This is a genomic window from Jongsikchunia kroppenstedtii DSM 45133 (genome assembly GCF_000380485.1).
Classification (GTDB): Bacteria; Actinomycetota; Actinomycetes; order Mycobacteriales; family Mycobacteriaceae; genus Jongsikchunia; species Jongsikchunia kroppenstedtii.
Genome location: NZ_AQYG01000049.1, coordinates 90,666 through 108,426 on the forward strand (window position 1 = coordinate 90,666; position 17,761 = coordinate 108,426).

At 66.6% G+C, this 17,761-nt stretch carries 17 protein-coding genes; 5 read left to right on the forward strand and 12 right to left on the reverse strand.

Annotated features, from left to right (window positions below):
* The 7 genes from G341_RS0114600 to thyX all read right to left on the reverse strand — a co-directional run bounded on the left by G341_RS0114600 (position 1) and on the right by thyX (position 8,498).
* Positions 1-2,892, reverse strand: a complete 2,892-nt coding sequence (locus tag G341_RS0114600) for an FtsK/SpoIIIE family DNA translocase (protein ID WP_081622553.1) — start codon at positions 2,890-2,892, stop codon at positions 1-3.
* Positions 2,893-2,985: 93 nt separating this feature from the next.
* Positions 2,986-3,456 carry a nuclear transport factor 2 family protein gene (locus G341_RS0114605; RefSeq protein WP_018179898.1) on the reverse strand — a complete coding sequence of 157 codons (471 nt, stop codon included), beginning with the start codon at positions 3,454-3,456 and terminating at the stop codon, positions 2,986-2,988.
* A 41-nt stretch (positions 3,457-3,497) separates the two neighbouring features.
* A complete protein-coding gene (locus tag G341_RS0114610; protein ID WP_018179899.1) occupies positions 3,498-4,127 on the reverse strand; it encodes an ASCH domain-containing protein in 630 nt (209 codons plus the stop codon).
* 17 nt (positions 4,128-4,144) lie between these two features.
* Positions 4,145-4,765 (reverse strand): TIGR03085 family metal-binding protein, encoded by a 621-nt coding sequence (locus tag G341_RS0114615; RefSeq protein ID WP_018179900.1) that lies wholly within the window; start codon positions 4,763-4,765, stop codon positions 4,145-4,147.
* Between the two features lie 54 nt (positions 4,766-4,819).
* Positions 4,820-6,760, reverse strand: coding sequence for an RNase J family beta-CASP ribonuclease (locus G341_RS0114620; RefSeq protein ID WP_018179901.1), 1,941 nt, complete (start codon positions 6,758-6,760; stop codon positions 4,820-4,822).
* Positions 6,757-7,659 carry a 4-hydroxy-tetrahydrodipicolinate synthase gene (gene dapA / locus G341_RS0114625; protein ID WP_026303700.1) on the reverse strand — a complete coding sequence of 301 codons (903 nt, stop codon included), beginning with the start codon at positions 7,657-7,659 and terminating at the stop codon, positions 6,757-6,759. The genes G341_RS0114620 and dapA overlap by 4 nt, the downstream gene beginning before the upstream one ends.
* Positions 7,660-7,745: 86 nt before the next feature.
* Positions 7,746-8,498 (reverse strand): FAD-dependent thymidylate synthase, encoded by a 753-nt coding sequence (thyX, locus tag G341_RS0114630; RefSeq protein WP_018179903.1) that lies wholly within the window; start codon positions 8,496-8,498, stop codon positions 7,746-7,748.
* 151 nt (positions 8,499-8,649) lie between these two features.
* Here thyX and G341_RS0114635 point away from each other — a divergent pair, with 151 nt between their 5' ends.
* Both G341_RS0114635 and G341_RS0114640 read left to right on the forward strand, forming a co-directional pair.
* The gene (locus G341_RS0114635; protein WP_018179904.1) at positions 8,650-9,123 is read left to right on the forward strand and encodes a nuclear transport factor 2 family protein; all 474 of its coding nucleotides are present in this window, start codon (positions 8,650-8,652) and stop codon (positions 9,121-9,123) included.
* A gap of 68 nt (positions 9,124-9,191) precedes the next feature.
* Positions 9,192-9,989, forward strand: a complete 798-nt coding sequence (locus G341_RS0114640) for a tyrosine-protein phosphatase (RefSeq protein ID WP_018179905.1) — start codon at positions 9,192-9,194, stop codon at positions 9,987-9,989.
* On the opposite strand, the gene G341_RS0114645 is transcribed toward G341_RS0114640, so the two are convergent.
* From G341_RS0114645 to G341_RS0114655, 3 genes are read right to left on the reverse strand one after another with little or no spacing between them, the layout of a single operon-like run.
* A complete protein-coding gene (locus G341_RS0114645; protein WP_018179906.1) occupies positions 9,963-11,192 on the reverse strand; it encodes a winged helix-turn-helix domain-containing protein in 1,230 nt (409 codons plus the stop codon). The genes G341_RS0114640 and G341_RS0114645 overlap by 27 nt on opposite strands.
* A gap of 2 nt (positions 11,193-11,194) precedes the next feature.
* Positions 11,195-11,680 carry a dihydrofolate reductase gene (locus G341_RS0114650; protein ID WP_018179907.1) on the reverse strand — a complete coding sequence of 162 codons (486 nt, stop codon included), beginning with the start codon at positions 11,678-11,680 and terminating at the stop codon, positions 11,195-11,197.
* Positions 11,677-12,483: a thymidylate synthase gene (locus G341_RS0114655; protein WP_018179908.1), complete on the reverse strand. Its 807-nt coding sequence runs from the start codon at positions 12,481-12,483 to the stop codon at positions 11,677-11,679. The genes G341_RS0114650 and G341_RS0114655 overlap by 4 nt, the downstream gene beginning before the upstream one ends.
* 174 nt (positions 12,484-12,657) lie before the next feature.
* Here G341_RS0114655 and G341_RS0114665 point away from each other — a divergent pair, with 174 nt between their 5' ends.
* Entirely contained in the window at positions 12,658-13,347 is a 690-nt protein-coding gene (locus G341_RS0114665; RefSeq protein WP_018179910.1) for a hypothetical protein, read from the forward strand.
* Between the two features lie 92 nt (positions 13,348-13,439).
* Here the strand turns inward: G341_RS0114665 and G341_RS0114670 are convergent, their stop codons facing one another.
* Both G341_RS0114670 and G341_RS0114675 read right to left on the reverse strand, forming a co-directional pair.
* On the reverse strand, positions 13,440-14,147 hold the full coding sequence (locus tag G341_RS0114670; RefSeq protein WP_018179911.1) for a TetR/AcrR family transcriptional regulator: 708 nt from the start codon (positions 14,145-14,147) through the stop codon (positions 13,440-13,442).
* Between the two features lie 85 nt (positions 14,148-14,232).
* Positions 14,233-15,711, reverse strand: coding sequence for an aldehyde dehydrogenase family protein (locus tag G341_RS0114675; RefSeq protein WP_018179912.1), 1,479 nt, complete (start codon positions 15,709-15,711; stop codon positions 14,233-14,235).
* A gap of 275 nt (positions 15,712-15,986) precedes the next feature.
* Here G341_RS0114675 and G341_RS0114680 point away from each other — a divergent pair, with 275 nt between their 5' ends.
* Positions 15,987-16,856, forward strand: a complete 870-nt coding sequence (locus G341_RS0114680; protein WP_222836602.1) for an SDR family NAD(P)-dependent oxidoreductase — start codon at positions 15,987-15,989, stop codon at positions 16,854-16,856.
* 130 nt (positions 16,857-16,986) lie between these two features.
* A complete protein-coding gene (locus G341_RS0114685; protein ID WP_026303703.1) occupies positions 16,987-17,739 on the forward strand; it encodes a maleate cis-trans isomerase family protein in 753 nt (250 codons plus the stop codon).
* Positions 17,740-17,761 lie beyond the last annotated feature (22 nt).

The window sequence follows — 17,761 nt, forward strand, 5'->3', positions numbered from 1 at the left end:
TCAGAGGTCGTCGTCGGCGTCCCCGGAGTCCCCGCCACCGGTGATCGAGGCGATCACCCCGGCCAGGTCTTCGGGCTTGACCAGCACCTCGCGGGCCTTCGAACCCTCACTGGGACCGACGACGCCGCGAGTCTCCATCAGGTCCATCAACCGACCGGCCTTGGCGAAGCCGACGCGGAGCTTACGCTGCAGCATCGACGTCGAGCCGAACTGACTCGACACCACCAGCTCGATCGCCTGCAGCAGATCATCGAGGTCATTGCCGATGTCGGCGTCGATGTCCTTCTTCTCCGACGCCTTCGCCGTGGTGACGCCCTCGGTGTACTCGGGGTCGCCCTGCTCCTTCGTGAAGTCGACGACCGCCGCGATCTCCTCGTCGGTGATGAACGCGCCCTGCATACGGATCGGCTTGTTGGCGCCCATCGGCAGGAACAGCCCGTCGCCCATGCCGATCAGCTTCTCGGCGCCCGGCTGGTCGAGGATGACCCGCGAATCGGTCAGCGACGACGTGGCGAATGCCAGCCGCGACGGGACGTTGGTCTTGATCAGGCCTGTCACGACGTCCACCGAGGGCCGCTGGGTCGCGAGGACCAGGTGGATGCCGGCGGCACGGGCCTTCTGCGTGATGCGGACGATCGCGTCCTCCACATCGCGCGGTGCGGTCATCATCAGGTCGGCGAGCTCGTCGACGATAGCGAGGATGTACGGGTACGGCTTGTACACCCGCTCGCTGCCGAGCGGCGCGGTGATCTCGCCCGAGCGCACCTTCTTGTTGAAGTCGTCGATATGCCGCACCCGGGACGCCTTCATGTCCTGGTAGCGCTGCTCCATCTCTTCCACCAGCCACGCCAGCGCCGCCGCCGCCTTCTTCGGCTGCGTGATGATCGGCGTGATCAGGTGTGGAATGCCTTCGTACGGAGTGAGTTCCACCATCTTCGGATCGATGAGGATCATCCGTACATCCTCCGGCGTCGCGCGGGTCAGCAGCGACACCAGCATCGAGTTCACGAAGCTCGACTTACCGGAGCCGGTAGAACCGGCGACCAGCAGGTGGGGCATCTTCGCCAGGTTCGCGCTGACGAAGTCGCCCTCGATGTCCTTGCCGAGACCGATCACCAACGGATGCTTGTCTTTCCGCGTCGATTCGGCGGTCAGCACGTCCGCCAGCCGCACCATCTCGCGATCGGAGTTGGGCACCTCGATGCCCACCGCCGACTTGCCCGGGATGGGGGCCAGCAGTCGCACGTTGTCGGTCGCCGCCGCGTAGGAGATGTTGCGCTGGAGCGCCGTGATCTTCTCCACCTTCACGCCCGGCCCGAGCTCGACCTCGTAGCGGGTGACCGTCGGGCCGCGAGTGAATCCCGTGACCGCTGCATCGATCTTGAACTGCTCCAGGACGGCCTGGATGCGGTCGATCATGTCGTCGTTGGCAGCACTGCCGGTCTTCGGCGGATCGCCCTCGACCAGCAGGCCCACGGGCGGCAGCTGATAGTCGCCGTCCAGCGCGCGGTCCACGGCCTTGGCGTTCGGGTCCATCGGCTTGGGCTTCGCCAGGGCCGGCTTGGCGGCCGGCTTCCGGGCCGGCTTGCGCGCGGGCGCCGCGGGGGCTTCCCGGACGATCGGTTCGGTCGTCGCGGTCGGATCCATTTCGGGCAGCAGCGGTTCGGTGAGCGCGTCGCCGGCGCGGACCGGCTGGTCCGCGCCCTGCCGGCGCCGGGACGGACGTCGCAGCCGAGCGTCCGACAGTCGTTCCAGGCCCGATCCCCCGGCGTCGTCCGGTGGATAGTTGTCGTACGGATCGCCGTATTCCGAGTCCCAGGTCGGCTCGTCGCCATCCGCCGGCTCGTCGTACTCGTCCTCATCGAATTCCCGATACCGCTCGGGGGTGACGCCGAAGTACTCGCGGGTGCGAAGGACCAACTCGTGCAGGGTCATTCCGCTCAGCAGCAGCAGGCCGAAGGCGATGCACAGCACCAGCAGCGGAATCGACAGCCAGACGGTGATGCCGTCCGTCAGCGGGCCGCCGATCGCGAATCCGACGAAACCGCCGGCCCGCTCGCGGCCGTCCAGATCCAGCGGTCGACCACCGATGATATGGAAGAGGCCGAGCAGCGGCAGCACGAGAAATGCTGTGCCCGCGATGATTCGGGGGCGCTCCGGCGGGTTCGGGTAGCGCCGCATCAGGGTCAGCGCAATCACCACGAGCACCGGGGGCGCGAACACCGACCCCAGGCCGACGACCGACCGGATGCCCTTGTCCACGAATGCACCCGCGGGGCCGCCCGCGCCGAACCAGACGCTCGCGGCCACGACCAGCGCGATCGCCAGGAGTGCCAATGCAATCCCGTCGCGGGCGTGGGACGGTTCGACCTCGACGGTCGAGCCGTAGCCCCTGTCCGTGCCGCGATCCCGGTCGATATCGCCGGACTCGGCGTGCTCGTCGTAGTCGTCGGCGTAATCGGCGTCGTGGTCGGACTCGTAGTCATAGTCGCCGCCGCGATGCGATCCCCCGAGGCGCGCCATCGATCCGACGCCCCGGGCGAGCAGCTTCCAGCTGGCACCGACACCCCGACCGACCGTGGCCGCCGCGCTCCGGCGCGGTTCCCGGCTCACCGTGGTCGGGGCGGTGCGTCCGCGGGGGGTCGACTTCTTGCTGCCGGCCGAGCCTGCAGACCGCCCGCTGCTCGACCGGCCCTTCGACCCGGTCGACTTCTTGGCGGTCGTTTTCTTGGCGGTGCTGGCCCGCGATGTGGTGGACGACCGGCCCGCGGCCGAGCGGCTCGAGGCGGCCCCACCCGACGACTTGCGCGACGACGCGGCCCGACCCGAACCCGACCGGGTCGAGCCACCGCGCGCACCACGAGATCCACGGCTCGTTGAAGGAGACGACATAGGTGTAAGACTAGTCGTCAACTGTCACATTGACCTCACCGATAACACGCGCCACGGGCGGTGTGTCGGTTTCGTTATCTGTCCCCGCCCCGGCTATCGCACCAGCTCATCCGGCAGTCGGCCGTGTCCATACAGGTCAGCGACGCGGCTGCGGAACAACCAGACGCCGTCGACCAGGACGATGTCGTCGATGTAGGCGCCGACCGCGTCAAGGCCGGGTGCCGTCGCGCGGGTGCGATCGCCGCCGACCATCGCGACCGGGGTGAATGTGACCAGCCGGTCGGGCGCGACCCGCGACATCAGCGTCAACCCGGTGAAATGCGCGGATACCAACCGCGACCCGCCGGGAATCTGCGCAGCCTGCTCGCCGAAGGCAAGCAGTTCCTGCCGCCCGGTGACAACCATCCGCTCCTCCTCGGACAGCGGGAATTCCAGCCGGCCGTCCTCGGTGAACAGGGCTACCCACGCATCGAGATGCCCGTAGTCGAAATAGGCTCCGTACCGCGAATGCAGATCAGTGACCAGCGCCCGCGTCTCGCCATCGACCGGCTCAGGGGTGTTCACATTCTGTAGAGCGTAAGTCGGCACCGATAACCGCGCGACTGTTAGTCCTGGTCATCGGGAGGAAGCCGCCGATCGAGCCAGCTCAGGTAGGCGGCGCCGCGCGGGGACAGCTCGTATCCGACGTCGTGACTGATGGTCAGGCCGAGCGCCTTGAGTTTGCGGATATCGGCCTTCATCGGCTGCAGTTCCACGCCGCGCCGCTCGGCCAGCACCGTCGACACGACTCGCGGGTTGTCGCGGATCCACGTCAGGATGTCCCGGATCCACGGGACGTCGCGTCGCGATTCCATCCGCGTGAGCCGGGCATGCAGGTCCGCAAGCTCGGCCCCATCGGGCAGCATCTCGCGCAGCGCGATCCGCGGATCCTCGCCGACCCACTCGACGTTGATGCGGAACACCGTGTCGCCGCCCCGGCCACCCCGCGGCGACCGGGGCCGATCGCTGGTCAGCGCCTTGCGCAGGGTGTCCGCATTCTTCATCCCGGCGGCCTGCGCCGCGCGATCGGTGATGCGGTCCAGGTCGCTCACCCTCGTGACCCGGGTGAACCGGATGATCCCGGCCGACGTCATCTGCGTGCCGCCGACTTTCACCCGTGGTTCGTCCCAGCGCCGGTATTGGGTGGTCACGCTGCCATCCCGAATGCCCTCGGCGATGCGCCTGGTGATCAGCATGAGTCGGTCCCGATCGCTCAGAAGCCGCGCTTCGCCGCCTTCACGGCGGCCACGGCATCGGCGTCGCCCGCGAACTCCACCTGTGCAGGTTCGCGACCGAACGCGAACAGCAGCAGCTCTGCCGGCTCCCCGGTGACCTCGACGACGGAGCCTGACCCGCCCCGCGCGAGTTCTGCGCCGTCCGGGGTCTTGAGCACGGTGGTCGCCGGCGACCTCCGCAACGACTGCTTGCCGACGGTGGCGACCGGACGGCGCAGCTGCCGTTGCAGGTCGGCGCCGATTTCCCGTGGTGTCCAATCGGCTCCGGTGCGGCGCACGTCCTCGTGGTGAACGAACATCTCACTGAGATTGGCGAAGTTGTCGACGAGTTTGAACGGCGAGTAGACCGGCGGACCGCTCGCCAGCTTGTCGAGCATCTGGTCCCAGTCGCCGGCGGCGATCTTCGCGAACACCTTGTCGTGATAGCCCGACAACGCCTTGATCAGGATGCCACCCGCGGCATCCGGCCGACCCTCGCGAAGGATCAAGTGCGCGACCAGATCTCGGGTCGTCCATCCTCCGCAGAGCGTCGGCGCGTCCGGGCCGACCTCGCGCAGCGTCGCGACCAGGGCAGCGCGTTCATCCTGTGCAGCCGTCATCCCTGTCTTGCTCCGATCATCTCAGTCCTGTTCCCCGGCAGGCGGCCGGTTGTGTCAGTCCCCGACCGACATCACGGTCGGTACGATCATCGGCTTGCGCCGGTACGTGCTCGCCACCCACTGCCCGACCGTGCGGCGGATCGTCTGCGCGATCCGGTGCGCGTCGGTGACCTGTTCGGCGGCGAGCTGGTCCAACGCCTTGTCGACCAGCGTCGCGGCCTCCTTGAGCGCGGTCGGATCGTCGGAGAATCCGCGCCCGGACACCTGCGGCGTGCTCACCGCCCGACCGGTCTCGGCATCGACCGCCACGGTGATGGCGATGAAGCCGCCCTCACCCAGGACCAACCGGTCCGACAGCGTGGAGTCGCCGACGTCGCCGACCGACAGACCATCGACGTAGACATGCCCGACCGGGACCCGTCCGACGATGTCCGCGCGACCGTCGACGAGGTCGACCACCACGCCGTCCTCGGCGAGGACGATGCGGTCCTCGGCGACACCCGTCGCCTTGGCCAGTGCCGCATTGGCTCGCAGATGCCGCCATTCGCCGTGCACCGGCATGGCATTCGACGGCCGCACCGCGTTGTACAGATACAGCAACTCGCCCGCCGAGGCGTGGCCGGAGACATGCACCTTCGCGCTCTGCTGCGTGACCACGGTCGCCCCGCGCTTGGCGAGACCGTTGACGACGGCGAACACCGAGTTCTCGTTGCCCGGGATCAGCGACGACGCCAGGATCACCAGATCGTCGGCGCTGATGTTGATCTGCCGATGCTCGCCGTGCGCCATCCGCGACAGCGCCGACAGCGGCTCGCCCTGCGAACCCGTGCTCACCAGCACCACCCGATGATCGGGAAGTGTTGCGGCCGTGTCCATGTCGACGATGACGCCGTCGGGCACCGTGAGGTAGCCGAGCTCCTGGGCGATCTGCATGTTGCGCACCATCGAGCGGCCCACGAAAGCCACGCGACGATCATGCGCCTGCGCGACATCGACGACCTGCTGCACGCGATGCACATGGCTGGCGAACGAGGCCACGATCACGCGCTGGCGGGCCCGCCCGATCACCTGGTCGAGGACGCCGCCAATATCGCGTTCGGGGGTGACGAATCCGGGGACCTCGGCGTTGGTCGAGTCGACCAGGAACAGGTCGACGCCCTCGTCGCCGAGCCGGCTGAACCCCGCGAGGTCGGTGAGACGGCCATCGAGCGGCAGCTGATCGAGCTTGATGTCGCCGGTGTGCAGCACCAGGCCGGCCGGCGTACGGATCGCCACCGCGAGGGCGTCCGGGATCGAGTGGTTGACCGCGAAGTACTCGCAGTCGAACGGTCCGTGCTTGGTCTTCTCGCCCTCCACGACCTCGATGAGCTTCGGCTTCTGGCGATGCTCCCGACACTTCGCGGCGAGCAGGGCCAGGGTGAACCTGGCGCCGACGACCGGGATGTCCGGGCGCAGACGCAGCAGGAACGGCACCGCGCCGATGTGGTCCTCATGCCCGTGGGTGAGGATGATCGCCTCGATGTCGGCGACACGGTCCTCGATGTACCGGAAGTCCGGAAGGATCAGGTCGACTCCGGGCTGCTGGTCCTCCGGGAACAGCACGCCGCAGTCGACGATGAGCAGCCTGCCGTCGTACTCGAAGACCGTCATGTTGCGGCCGATCTCGCCGATGCCGCCGAGCGCGACGACGCGCAGCCCGCTCTTCGGCAGCCGCCCCGGCATGCCCAGACGCTCGGTCGGGTCGGCGACGGCCGGTCGCTTGGCCCGGGTCGACGCCGACGGCGGCGTCGACTTACCGGACTTCTTCCTTTTCCTGGGCGCGTTCTTGGGTGCGGACTTCTGCTGCTCCGCCTTCGGCGCAGATTTCTGCTCGCCCTTCGGCGCGGACTGCTGCTCGGCCTTCGGCGCGGACTTCGACTCCACCTTCGCGACATGCGGGGCCGCCGGCGGCCCGGCCTGGCGACGGGCACGGCGCGGCTTATCCGCGGACGTCACGAAATCACCCCGGCCGCACGCAGATCCGCGAGGACACCCTCGACTTCCCAACCGGACGCGGCTATCTGCGGCAGTCGCGGATCCCCCACGTCCATACCCATGATCCGCAAGGCGGTCTTGACCAGCGTCACACCGCCGACCCGGCCCTGCGCCGCGACGAGCGGGGCCATCGAGTTGTAGATCTTGCGGGCCGTCGCGATGTCGCCGGCTTCGTGGGCCGCCAGCAGCGCGGCCAACCGGTCCGGAACGAGGTGACCGAGGACGCTGACGAAGCCGACCGCGCCGACCGAGAGCCAGGGCAGATTCAGCGCGTCGTCGCCGGAAAAGAACTGGATCCCTTCGGAAATCAGCTCGGCGCCGGCATGCAGGTCACCCTTGGCATCCTTGACCGCCGCGATGTTCGGATGCTTCGCCAGTGCACGGATGGTGTCGGACTCGAGCGCCACCGCCGAGCGCGGCGGGATGTCATACAGCATCACCGGCAGATCGGTCGCATCGGCGACCGCCTGGAAATGCGCGAGCAGTCCCCGCTGATTCGGCTTGGAATAGTACGGCGACACCACAAGCAGGCCGTGCGCGCCGTTCTTGGCGCCATCCTTGGCGAATTCGACGCTCTCCAGGGTGTCGTAGGTGCCCGCGCCATGGGTGATCCGCACCTTGTCGCCGACCGCACCGACGACCGCCCGCAGCAGCTCGAGCTTCTCGTAAGGCTGGGTCGTCGGCGATTCACCTGTGGTACCGGACAGAACCAGCCCGTCGACGCCCTTGCTGACCAGGTGATCCGCGAGCTCGCAGGCCTTGTCCAGATCCAGCGACCCGTCCGGCCTGAACGGCGTCACCATTGCCACGACGACGGATCCAAACGGGCGCGCCCCAAACCGGGCCGAATCGGTTGCCATAGCGGTAAGGTTACCGCCTCATCCGGCCGATCATCGCGCCAGGACCCGCCGCGGCTCGCCGCGACTACCTGCGGGTTTGGCGGTCGTCAGCTTTCGGCGACGAACGGCGACGTGGCCACCTCGGAACCGTCGCTGAGCTGGGCGATCTCGAAGTCCCCGAAAACCGTCGGAGCCAGCTTCGAGAGCTCGCGCAGGCAGGCGATCGACAGCTGCCGAATCTCGGTGTCCGCATGCTCGGTGGCACGCATGCCGATGAAATGGCGCCAGGCCCGCAGATTCCCCGTGACCACGACGCGGGTCTCCGTCGCGTTCGGCAGCACGGAACGGGCCGCCTGCCGGGCCTGTTTGCGGCGCAGGATGGCGTTAGGCACGTCCGCAAACTTGTCCTCCAGCGCCGTCAGCAGTTCGCTGTAGGCGGCACGACTGGCATCGGTCGCCGCCCGGAACTTCGTCTCGAGCTCGGCATCGCCGGCGATGGCGGGCGGTACCACCACATTCGAATCATGTTCGGGCACAAAGCGCTGCGACAGCTGGGAGAACGAGAAATGCCGGTGCCGGATCAACTCGTGGCTGCAGGACCGCGAGATTCCGGTCAGATAGAACGTCGCCATCGCATGCTCGAGCAGCGACGTGTGCCCCACCTCGAGGATGTGCCGCAGATACGCATCGTTGGTGGCCGTCCGCGGGTTGGGCTTGTCCCAGCTCTCGTAGCAGGCCCGGCCTGCGAACTCGATGAGCGCCTGGCCGCCGTCGGCATCGGTGGACCAGTCCACGTCGGCGGGCGGTTCGAAGGCGGTGGACGCGATCAGACGCACCTGCATCGGCACGAACTGCGACATGGGCGCTTACTCCTTAGGCGACTGTGGACGATCACTCTGGGGCCGATCGGACCGGGGACCATCGCTCCGGCGAACGCTTCGCACAATTGTCTCCCAGTGAGCCGAATCAACCTCTGGCGACCTCTTCGGACGGCCACTAGGCTCCACCGACATGACTCCCGAAGATCTCGTTGACATCGCCGAAATCACCGCACTGAAGTACCGATACGGACGCAGCCTCGACAATCGACTGTGGGACGAATTCGGGTCGACACTGGCACCGAATGTCAAGGCGAACTACGGATCGGTCTCGCAGGGCCGCCCGCTCGTGTTCGATTCCCGCGATGCGGTCGTCGAGTACCTGAGCTCCGCGATGTCCGGCTCGCTTGTCAGCGAGCACCGGTTCAGCCAGCCGGAGATCACCGTGGAAGGCGACACTGCGACCGGAACGTGGGCGCTGTCGGACATTGTGATCATGCCGGACAGCGACACCCTCGTCACCGGCAGCGCGTTCTACACCGATCGGTATGAGCGCGGGCCCGACGGCTGGCAGATCACCGAAACCAGCTATTACCGCATGTACGAATCGGCGCAGTCGATGAAGGCGATGGGGTTCATGCTGCTCTCCAACCGCTTCGCCCAATAGTTCACCGGCGCGGGCCAGTAGTCTCGCTCGGGTATCGATGAACGGTTACGAACTCTAAGGACAGAAACGTGAAGAAGCAGCTCGTCTCGGCCCTCGCCACCGCCGCGCTGGTCGCCGTGCCCGCCACGTCGATGGTCGCCACCGCGCAGGCGGCCCCGCCACCGGCCACCACCGCACCCGCCACCACCGGACTGCCGCATTCGTTGGGCCTCACCAGCGTCAAGAACGCTCGCGACCTGGGCGGATACCGCACCGCGAACGACAAGACGCTCGCAAGCGGCTTGGTCTTCCGCACCGCCAACCTGGCCACGCTGTCGCCCGCCGATGCGGCCAAACTGACGTCGCTGCATCTGGCCACCGACGTCGACCTGCGCACCGCGATCGAGCGCACCGTGCAGCCGGACCGCCCGGTCGCCGGCGCGGCGCAGCAGTGGAATGACGTTCTCGGACAGGCCAATCCGATCGACATGCTGGTGCTGTCCGGCGCCTACGTCGATTTCGTCACCAACCCGGCGGCGCGCGCGGCCTTCAGCAAGACCCTGAAGACCATCGAGACCAACGCCGCGGCCGGCAAGGCGACGCTGTTCCACTGCAGCGCGGGCAAGGACCGCACCGGCTGGACGGCCGCGGTGCTGCTCACGATCCTCGGCGTCGACCGCAGCACGGTGAACCAGGACTACCTGCTGTCGAACGCGTACAACAACGCGACGCCGAACGACCCGATCAACGGCGTCAACATCGACTGGCTCAACGCGTCGTTCAATGCCGCCAAGCAGCATTACGGCAGCTTCGACAACTACGTGCGCAACGGCCTCGGACTCACCGCCGCCGACATCGCGTCACTGAAGCACAGCCTGCTGAAGTAGCGGGGCGAGGTCTCCGCGGGTCCCGACGCGGACCCGCGAGACCCCCTGCCAGCGGGCGAGTTCGGCCAGGTCTGCGGCGAGCGACTGCGCGACCGCGGCCTGGTCGACACCCGGCTCGGCGAAGACTCCCCGTGCCCACAGCGTGTCGGCCGCCCGGTCGATCTTGATGTCGACACGGGCGACCAGCCGGTCGCCCAGCAGATACGGGAACACGTAATAGCCGTGCACCCGTTTGGCCTCGGGCACATAGATCTCGATGCGGTAGTGAAAGTCAAAGAGCCGCAACGCCCGCGGGCGGAAGAACACCACCGGATCGAACGGTGACAGCAACGCCGATCGGGCGATGGTGCGCGGCAGCGTGATCGACGGATCCCGATAGGCCTGCTGGGTCCAGCCGGCCACGCGTACCCGCTCGACGACCCTCGCACCGACGAGATCGGCCAGCGCCGAACGGGTCTGCGCTATCGAGAGTCGGTAGTAGTCGCGGATATCCGCCTCGGTCCCGACGCCGAGCGCGCGCACCGAATTGGCGACCAGCCGACGGACCGAGTCCCGCTCCGAGACCTCCAGCTCGAAAAGCTCTGCCGGAACGATGTTCTCGGCGAGATCGTAGTAGCGGGTGAAACCGCCGCGGCGGATGGCCGACAGCTCACCGGCGGCGAACATCGCCTCGCAGACATGCTTGACCTCGCTGCGGTTCCACCACGCACCCTTCTGACGGTTGCTGACGTGACCGAGTACATCCTCGATCTGTCCGCTGGTCGACGGTCCCCTATCGGCAACTGCCGCAGCGACTTCCGCCCGGAGCGCGGCCCGTCCAGGATCGTCCGGCTGGCGCGACCAGCGTCCATGCCGATACTCGCGCATGCGCCAGCGGAACAGCGGCCAGTCCGCCATCGGAATCAGCGCCGCCTCGTGCGCCCAATACTCGACCAACAGCTGCGGCGACCGCGCGGTCGGCTCCCACGCCGCCCGCTCCAGAATCCGCTGGTCGTAGGCGCCGAGCCGGGAATAGCCCGGCATGTAGTGGGCGCGGACCGCCACGGATACCGAATCCATCTGCAGCAGTTGCGTTCTGCCGACCAGCCGCTTCAGGTGCGTCCGCGTGGGCGTCGACGGCACACGATCCGCGAAGCCCTGCGCCGCGAGCGCGAGCCGGCGCGCCTGCGGCAGCGAGAGTTCCGGACCGACCAGTTTGCCCATCGCTATCGCCGATAGGTCAGCCAGCGCACCCGCTGACTGCCTGCGGTAACCGTCCAGGGTTCGTCGGCGTCGAGGCGCCAGTCCGCGCCGATCGCGGGAGCCCGCGTGTCACCGTCGATGACTTCGTCGATCTCGGTGACGTGCAGCCGATCAGCCTGTTCCATTGCGGCGGAGTAGATTTCACCGCCGCCGATGACGTAGGCAGTCTCGTCGTCGGCCACCAGCGCACATGCGTCGGTCACCGATCCGACGGCGGTCGCCCCCTCCGCCGACCAGTCGTGTTGGCGGGTGACCACGATGTTGCGGCGTCCCGGCAGCGGGCGGAATCGGGGCGGCAGCGAGTCCCAGGTGCGACGCCCCATGATCACCGGATGCCCGGATGTCGTCTCCCGGAAGTACTTCATGTCCTCCGGAATGTGCCACGGGATATCGCCGTCACGGCCGATCACCCCGCCGCGGGCCTGCGCCCAGATCAGCGCGAGCGTCATACGGCGACCGGCGCCTTGATCCCAGGATGATGCTGATAGCCGAGCACCTCGATGTCCTCATACTCGTACTCGAAGATCGAATCCCGCTGCCGCAGTTGTAGAGTCGGATACGGATACGGGTCCCGCGACAGCTGGGTGCGCACCTGCTCGATGTGATTGTCGTAGATGTGGCAGTCGCCGCCGGTCCAGATGAATTCACCGACGTCGAGCCCGGCCTGCTGCGCCATCATGTGCGTCAGCAGCGCGTACGACGCGATGTTGAACGGCACGCCGAGGAACAGGTCGGCGCTGCGCTGGTACAGCTGGCACGAAAGCTTGCCGTCGACCACATAGAACTGGAAAAACGCGTGGCACGGCGGCAGCGCCATCTGCGGGATCTCCCCCACGTTCCACGCCGACACGATGTTGCGGCGCGAATCCGGGTTTGTCTTCAGCATTTCCAGCGCGCCGGCGATCTGGTCGATGTGTTCGCCCGACGGCGTCGGCCAGCTGCGCCATTGCACGCCGTACACCGGGCCCAGCTCCCCCTGCGGGTCGGCCCACTCGTCCCAGATGGTGACGCCGCGGTCCTGCAGCCAGCCCACATTGGAGTCGCCGCGCAGGAACCACAGCAGTTCGTAGACGACCGACTTGAGGTGCACCTTCTTGGTGGTGATCAGCGGAAAGCCATCGGATAGGTCGTATCGCAGCTGATGCCCGAAGAGGCTGCGGGTGCCGGTGCCGGTGCGATCGGACTTCGTGGCACCGGTCTCCAGCACCAGCCGCAGCAGATCTTCGTACGGGGTCTTGATCGCCGGAGTCACGATCCCAGTTTGTCACGGCGCCCGCCGCCGGGTCCGCGCAGCAGGGAGCCGTGTCGCCGGACGCCGCCGAGATTATTGACAACGATTTTCATTAAATGGCTGATTTGTGTACGTTCTTATCGACAATCATTTTCAATAACTGGGTTCGGCTGGGCCCAGAGGAGGAGCACAGAAATGAACTCGATCGTCACCAAGGCCGTCGTGGCAACGGCATTGACCGCGACCTCGCTCACGGTCGGCGCCGCGGTGGCCGGCGCCGCGCCCGCAACCCCCACCGGACCGGTTCAGCCGAGCAAGCCGAGCAACCCGCCGGTGACGGTTCAGGTCGCGCCGGGCGTGCAGTACACCGGCAACGGCAGGACCGGCGCGACCGAGCTGACCACGCCGTTCGGCGTCGTCCGGACCGCGCCCGGGCAGGTCGCTGTCGTCGACAACGGCGGCCGCACCCTCGTCGGCAATCCCGATCTCGCCGGACCGGCGGCCGCGCCGGCAGCTCCGGCCGCCCCCGGCATCAAGACCAACGCGGCAGCATCCGGCGCCACCAACGCTGCCGACGCCCCGAAGTCCCAGGCCGACAAGAACGCCGACATCCAGGGCAGCATCAACAACGTCGCCACCAACTTCGGGCTGGCCACCGGCGTCGGCGCCATGGTCGGCGGCGTCGGCGGCATGGTCGTCGGCTGCGCGGTCCCCGGAATCGTCACCGGCGTCGTCACGCCGATCAGCGTTCCCGCCTGCATCGCCGGCGGCGGTGCGCTCGGCGGCGTCGGCGCGATCGTCGGCGGCGCGGCCGTCGGCGTTCCGGTCGGCATCGCCTCGGGCATCTACGAGTACCAGCAGCTGCAGGCCAACGGCGATCTCTGAGTACGGCGATCTCTGAGTCATGACCCCGCTCCCGCCCGGCGCGCGTCAGCGACCCGGGCGGGAGCACCCGCCGCACCGATATCCGGCAGCGCTCAGGAGTCGGTCTCGGCGAGCAATTGTTCGAGGCGCGCCACATCTTCTTTCAGCAGCGCCAACGCGGCCGGCACCGCCGGCCCATCCGCGTTCGGGCGATCACCCAAGACGCCTTCCAGGGCGATGTCCGCCAGCTGGTCACCGGCCTGCACGGGCGTGAGCCGATCGCGTCCGGACCGCGGGTACCAGAAGGCCACCCAGTTCGCGGTTCCGATCAATGCGAAGGCGGTCAGTTCGGTGTCCACCGGTCGGCAGGACCCCTCACGCTTGCATTGATCGATCAGGCTGCACATCGCCTCCAGCGTGGCGCGCCGGGCGCTCCGATGTTGCCGCGCAAGCGATTCGGGAAACGAGTCCTCATTAGTCAGCAGCAGCCGGAACCGCTTCGGATGCTCGGCCACGCGTGTCGCCATCGATGCGACGGCCTGATGCAGCCTCTCCGCCGCCGACGTCTCGGTACTCTCCGCCAGCTCGCCCAACGATTCGGCGGCCTCCAGCGTGAAGCCCCGCACCAGCTGTTCGAGGATGTCTTCCTTGCCGCTGATGTAGTGGTAGATCCCGGTTCGGGTGAGGCCGACCGCATCTGCGAGTTCCTGCAATGACGTGCCCGCCACCCCCTGACGCGCGAACAATGTCTCGGCCGCCTCCATGAGCTGCTCGAGAACGAGATCATGCCGTCCTGCGCTGCGAATCGTCGGTTTCGCCATGCGACTCAGCGTATTACTCGATCATCGTCGTCGGACCACACGCATCGCGGAATCCGACGACGATTCACGATCTGACCCTGGTCTTTCAGGAGCCCGCAGAGGGCGCGACCTGCGCGTAGAGCTTCACGTCCTGGAATTCGGCGATCGCACTGGGACCGCACAGTAGGCCGTAACCGCTCTGCTTGAGCCCGCCTTCTTCGAAGGCTTCGTGGATAACCCCCCAGCAGTTGGTCCACACGAATCCGGCCCGCATGTTGCGGGTGACTCGGCGCGCCTTCCATTCGTCGGTGGTGAAGACTGCGGCGCCGAGACCGAAGGATGTTCCGTTTGCCATTCGGACGGCGTCTGCTTCGTCATCGAAGACCTCGAAAGTCTGAACGGGGCCGAACAGCTCGTCTTGGACGATCGGCACGTCAAGGCGATCGACCTCGATAAGTGACGGCTGGTAGAACGCCCCTCCGGGGCGCTCGTCGTCTTCTATGAGACCACCCCGGACGAGCACGGTGGCGTACTGCTCGGCGTCCGCGACGATCTTGTCGACACGCGCCGCGCTCGCGGCGTCGATCAAGGGACCGAGATCACTGGTGAGATCCTCGCTCGGGCCGGACCGCAGGCTGGCGATCGCCTCGACGATCATCGGGCGCAAGCGATCGGCCACGCCACGCTGCACAAGCAGCCTGGAGCCGGTCAGACAAAATTGCCCGTTCATCAACGAGATTGCCGCAACAACGTTCTGCATGACGACGTCAAGGTCAGCATCGTCAAAGATCACCAGCGGGGTCTTACCTCCCAGTTCGAGGCTGAGTCGCTTCAGTGTCGATGCTCCCGCGGCTGCGATCGCGCGTCCGACGTGGGTACTGCCGGTGTAGCTGATCATGTCGACATCGGGCGAATTGACAAGCGCGGGGGCGACCTCATTGGCCCCTTCCGTGAGGATGTTGACGACGCCGGCGGGAATCGAGTCCGTCGACGCGATGATCTCAGCAACGAGGGTGTTGGTCAGTGCGGTCTGACCAGGCATCTTCACGACCATTGTGCATCCAGCGGCGAGCGCGGGACCGATGGAACGCATCGACAGGATCACGGGCGAATTCCAGGGAGTGATGATGCCGATCACTCCCATTGCCTCACGACCGGTCTGAAAATAGACCCCGGGGCTGACTTCCGACGACCGGCCGCCGTCGAGAACAAGGGCGGAGGCCGCCGCATAGCGCAGCCAGTCGACAGTCGTCGACACCTCCCACACAGTTTCGGGCAGCCGCTTTCCATTTTCGCGAGAAAGCATCAGCGCCACTTCTTCAACCCGCTCAGCCAATCGGTCAGCCAATTCATTGACGGCGCGAGAACGACGTCGAGGGTCTCGCGACCAGTCGGTGTTGTCAAACATGTTGCGGGCGACGGCGATTGCGTCGAGCGCCGCACCCTCGTCAGCGCTTGCATAGGCGCCCAGGACCAGCCCAGTGGAGGGATTGATCGTCTCCAGCTGTCGGCCCGAGTCGCTCCACTCGCCGGCGATCAGATTGCGCCCGGCGGCGAGGCTGGTCGGAATGGATTCGGTAGTCATGCGGGTGATTCCTTTCGAGGGTGCATCGCTGCATGGTGGCCTTGAGTACTGGCCCAATGGGCGCTGACCTGGCTATTGGCGGTGGACCTACACCCACCTCGGTGGGTGTGACGAGGTTCACGACGCCAATACTGATCTGCGCAGACGAATATGTCAATATATCGACTAGTTCGTTGACATGCGCCTGCGGCCGTACTTACGGTGTTGGCGGTGTCGCAGGTTGTTCCGATGGATTGGCGCACCGCGACGCTCATCGGGGCGGCACCTGCCCCTTGATGTTCGGAATCATCACCACGGAAACAAATCACCGACGTCAGCGATCGCAGGCTGCGTCGAACCACTACAAAGGAGACGGTACAAAAAATGAGCATTTCCAAGATGTTTGGCGGAATCCGATGACATCGAGCACTCACGAGGGCCGCGTCGCGGTGGTTACCGGCGCGGGTCAGGGATTCGGGCGCGCAATAGCAAGAGAACTCGCCCGTCGGGGCGCAGACATCGTCGTGCTGGACCTCGATGAGGCGTCTGAGACGGTTGCCGAGATCGAGGCGCTTGGCCGCAAGGCGATGGCTCTGCAAGCCGACGTTTCCGATCCCAATGCGGTGGACGCCGCGGGTCGCCAAGCGCTCAGCACCTTCGGCGCCGTCGATATCCTGGTGAACAACGCTGGCGTGTACCCATTTCGAGACTTCTTCGAGGTCGACTTCGACTACTGGAAACGCATTCAGGCAATCAATCTCGACTCGCAGTTCCTGACAGCGAAAGCGTTCGCACCATCCATGAGAGAGCGCGGCTGGGGGCGGATCGTGAACCTAGCCTCCAACTCACTGGGGCTCGCGGTGCCGGCACTGGCGCACTACATGGCCAGCAAGGGCGGGGTCATCGGCTTCACCCGCGGGCTCGCAACAGATTTGGCTCCGTACGGAATCACGGTGAATGCAGTCGCACCCACCGCTTCTCGCACACCGGGCGGCGAAGCAAACATCGCCGAGGAGGTGCTCAACGGCGTCGCCTCGATGCAGGCGATCAAACGCAGCGGGCTCGCCGACGACATCGTCGGAACGGTGTGCTTTCTATCCAGCGATGACTGCGCTTTTGTGACTGGCCAGACGATCATGGCAGATGGAGGCCTCGTTCGTCTGTAACTGGTCTTCTGATGCGGGTCCGTCTAAGTCAGACGGGCCCGCATCTGTTTCTGCAGAACAGCCGACGGAATCCTTGACTTTTGACGACCACGTCATTACTTTCACATATATGTCTAACAGCCAGGTTGCACTGCCGACGAAGCGGATTGGGCTGATCGTCCCGAGTTCGAATGTGACGGTTGAAACGGAGATGCCGCGCATCCTCGCCCGCTCCGAGGACGTCGAATTCACCTTCCACGCGAGCCGCATGCGGATGCAGGCCGTCACCCCCGCCGGCCTGGCCGCGATGAACGCGCAGCGCGAACGCTGCGTCATCGAGATCGGTGACGCCGGCGTCGACGCCGTGCTGTACGCCTGCCTGGTCGCGATCATGGCCACGGGGCCCGGCGAGCACAAGAACGTCGAATTCGCCGTCGCCGAACAGCTGGCCACCGGCGGGTCGACCACCAAGGTGCTCTCCAGCGCCGGCGCGCTGGTCCAGGCCCTCCGCGAGACCGGCGCACAGCGCGTCGCCCTCGTGATGCCCTACATGCGCCCGCTCGCCGAGCAGGTCGTCGCCTATATCGAGAACGAAGGCATCGAGGTCGTTGACTGGCGCGCGCTCGAAGTCGCCGACAACATCGAAGTCGGATGCATTCCGCCCGAACGAGTTATGGACGCCGCCCGCAGCCTGGACCGCTCCCGAGCCGACGCCCTGGTGCTGTCGTGCTGCGTGCAGATGCCGTCCCTGTCCATCGTGCAGGCCGCCGAGAACGAACTCGGTCTACCCATCCTCTCCGCCGCCACCGCGGGCGCATACTCGATACTGCGCGCCCTGCAACTGCCGGTGAACATCCCCGGCGCCGGATCGCTCCTCCGCGCCGACGCACCCGTGACCGCTTAAACCACTCAGCACAAAAGAACGG

Bases quoted from the DNA above. Each gene is read 5' to 3' on its own strand.
- G341_RS0114600 (WP_081622553.1), bottom strand. From the start codon at position 2,892: ATGTCGTCTCCTTCAACGAGCCGTGGATCTCGTGGTGCGCGCGGTGGC.
- G341_RS0114610 (WP_018179899.1), bottom strand. From the start codon at position 4,127: ATGCTGATCACCAGGCGCATCGCCGAGGGCATTCGGGATGGCAGCGTG.
- G341_RS0114615 (WP_018179900.1), bottom strand. From the start codon at position 4,765: ATGACGGCTGCACAGGATGAACGCGCTGCCCTGGTCGCGACGCTGCGC.
- dapA (WP_026303700.1), bottom strand. From the start codon at position 7,659: ATGGCAACCGATTCGGCCCGGTTTGGGGCGCGCCCGTTTGGATCCGTC.
- thyX (WP_018179903.1), bottom strand. From the start codon at position 8,498: ATGTCGCAGTTCGTGCCGATGCAGGTGCGTCTGATCGCGTCCACCGCC.
- G341_RS0114635 (WP_018179904.1), top strand. From the start codon at position 8,650: ATGACTCCCGAAGATCTCGTTGACATCGCCGAAATCACCGCACTGAAG.
- G341_RS0114645 (WP_018179906.1), bottom strand. From the start codon at position 11,192: ATGGGCAAACTGGTCGGTCCGGAACTCTCGCTGCCGCAGGCGCGCCGG.
- G341_RS0114650 (WP_018179907.1), bottom strand. From the start codon at position 11,680: ATGACGCTCGCGCTGATCTGGGCGCAGGCCCGCGGCGGGGTGATCGGC.
- G341_RS0114665 (WP_018179910.1), top strand. From the start codon at position 12,658: ATGAACTCGATCGTCACCAAGGCCGTCGTGGCAACGGCATTGACCGCG.
- G341_RS0114670 (WP_018179911.1), bottom strand. From the start codon at position 14,147: ATGGCGAAACCGACGATTCGCAGCGCAGGACGGCATGATCTCGTTCTC.
- G341_RS0114675 (WP_018179912.1), bottom strand. From the start codon at position 15,711: ATGACTACCGAATCCATTCCGACCAGCCTCGCCGCCGGGCGCAATCTG.
- G341_RS0114680 (WP_222836602.1), top strand. From the start codon at position 15,987: ATGTTCGGAATCATCACCACGGAAACAAATCACCGACGTCAGCGATCG.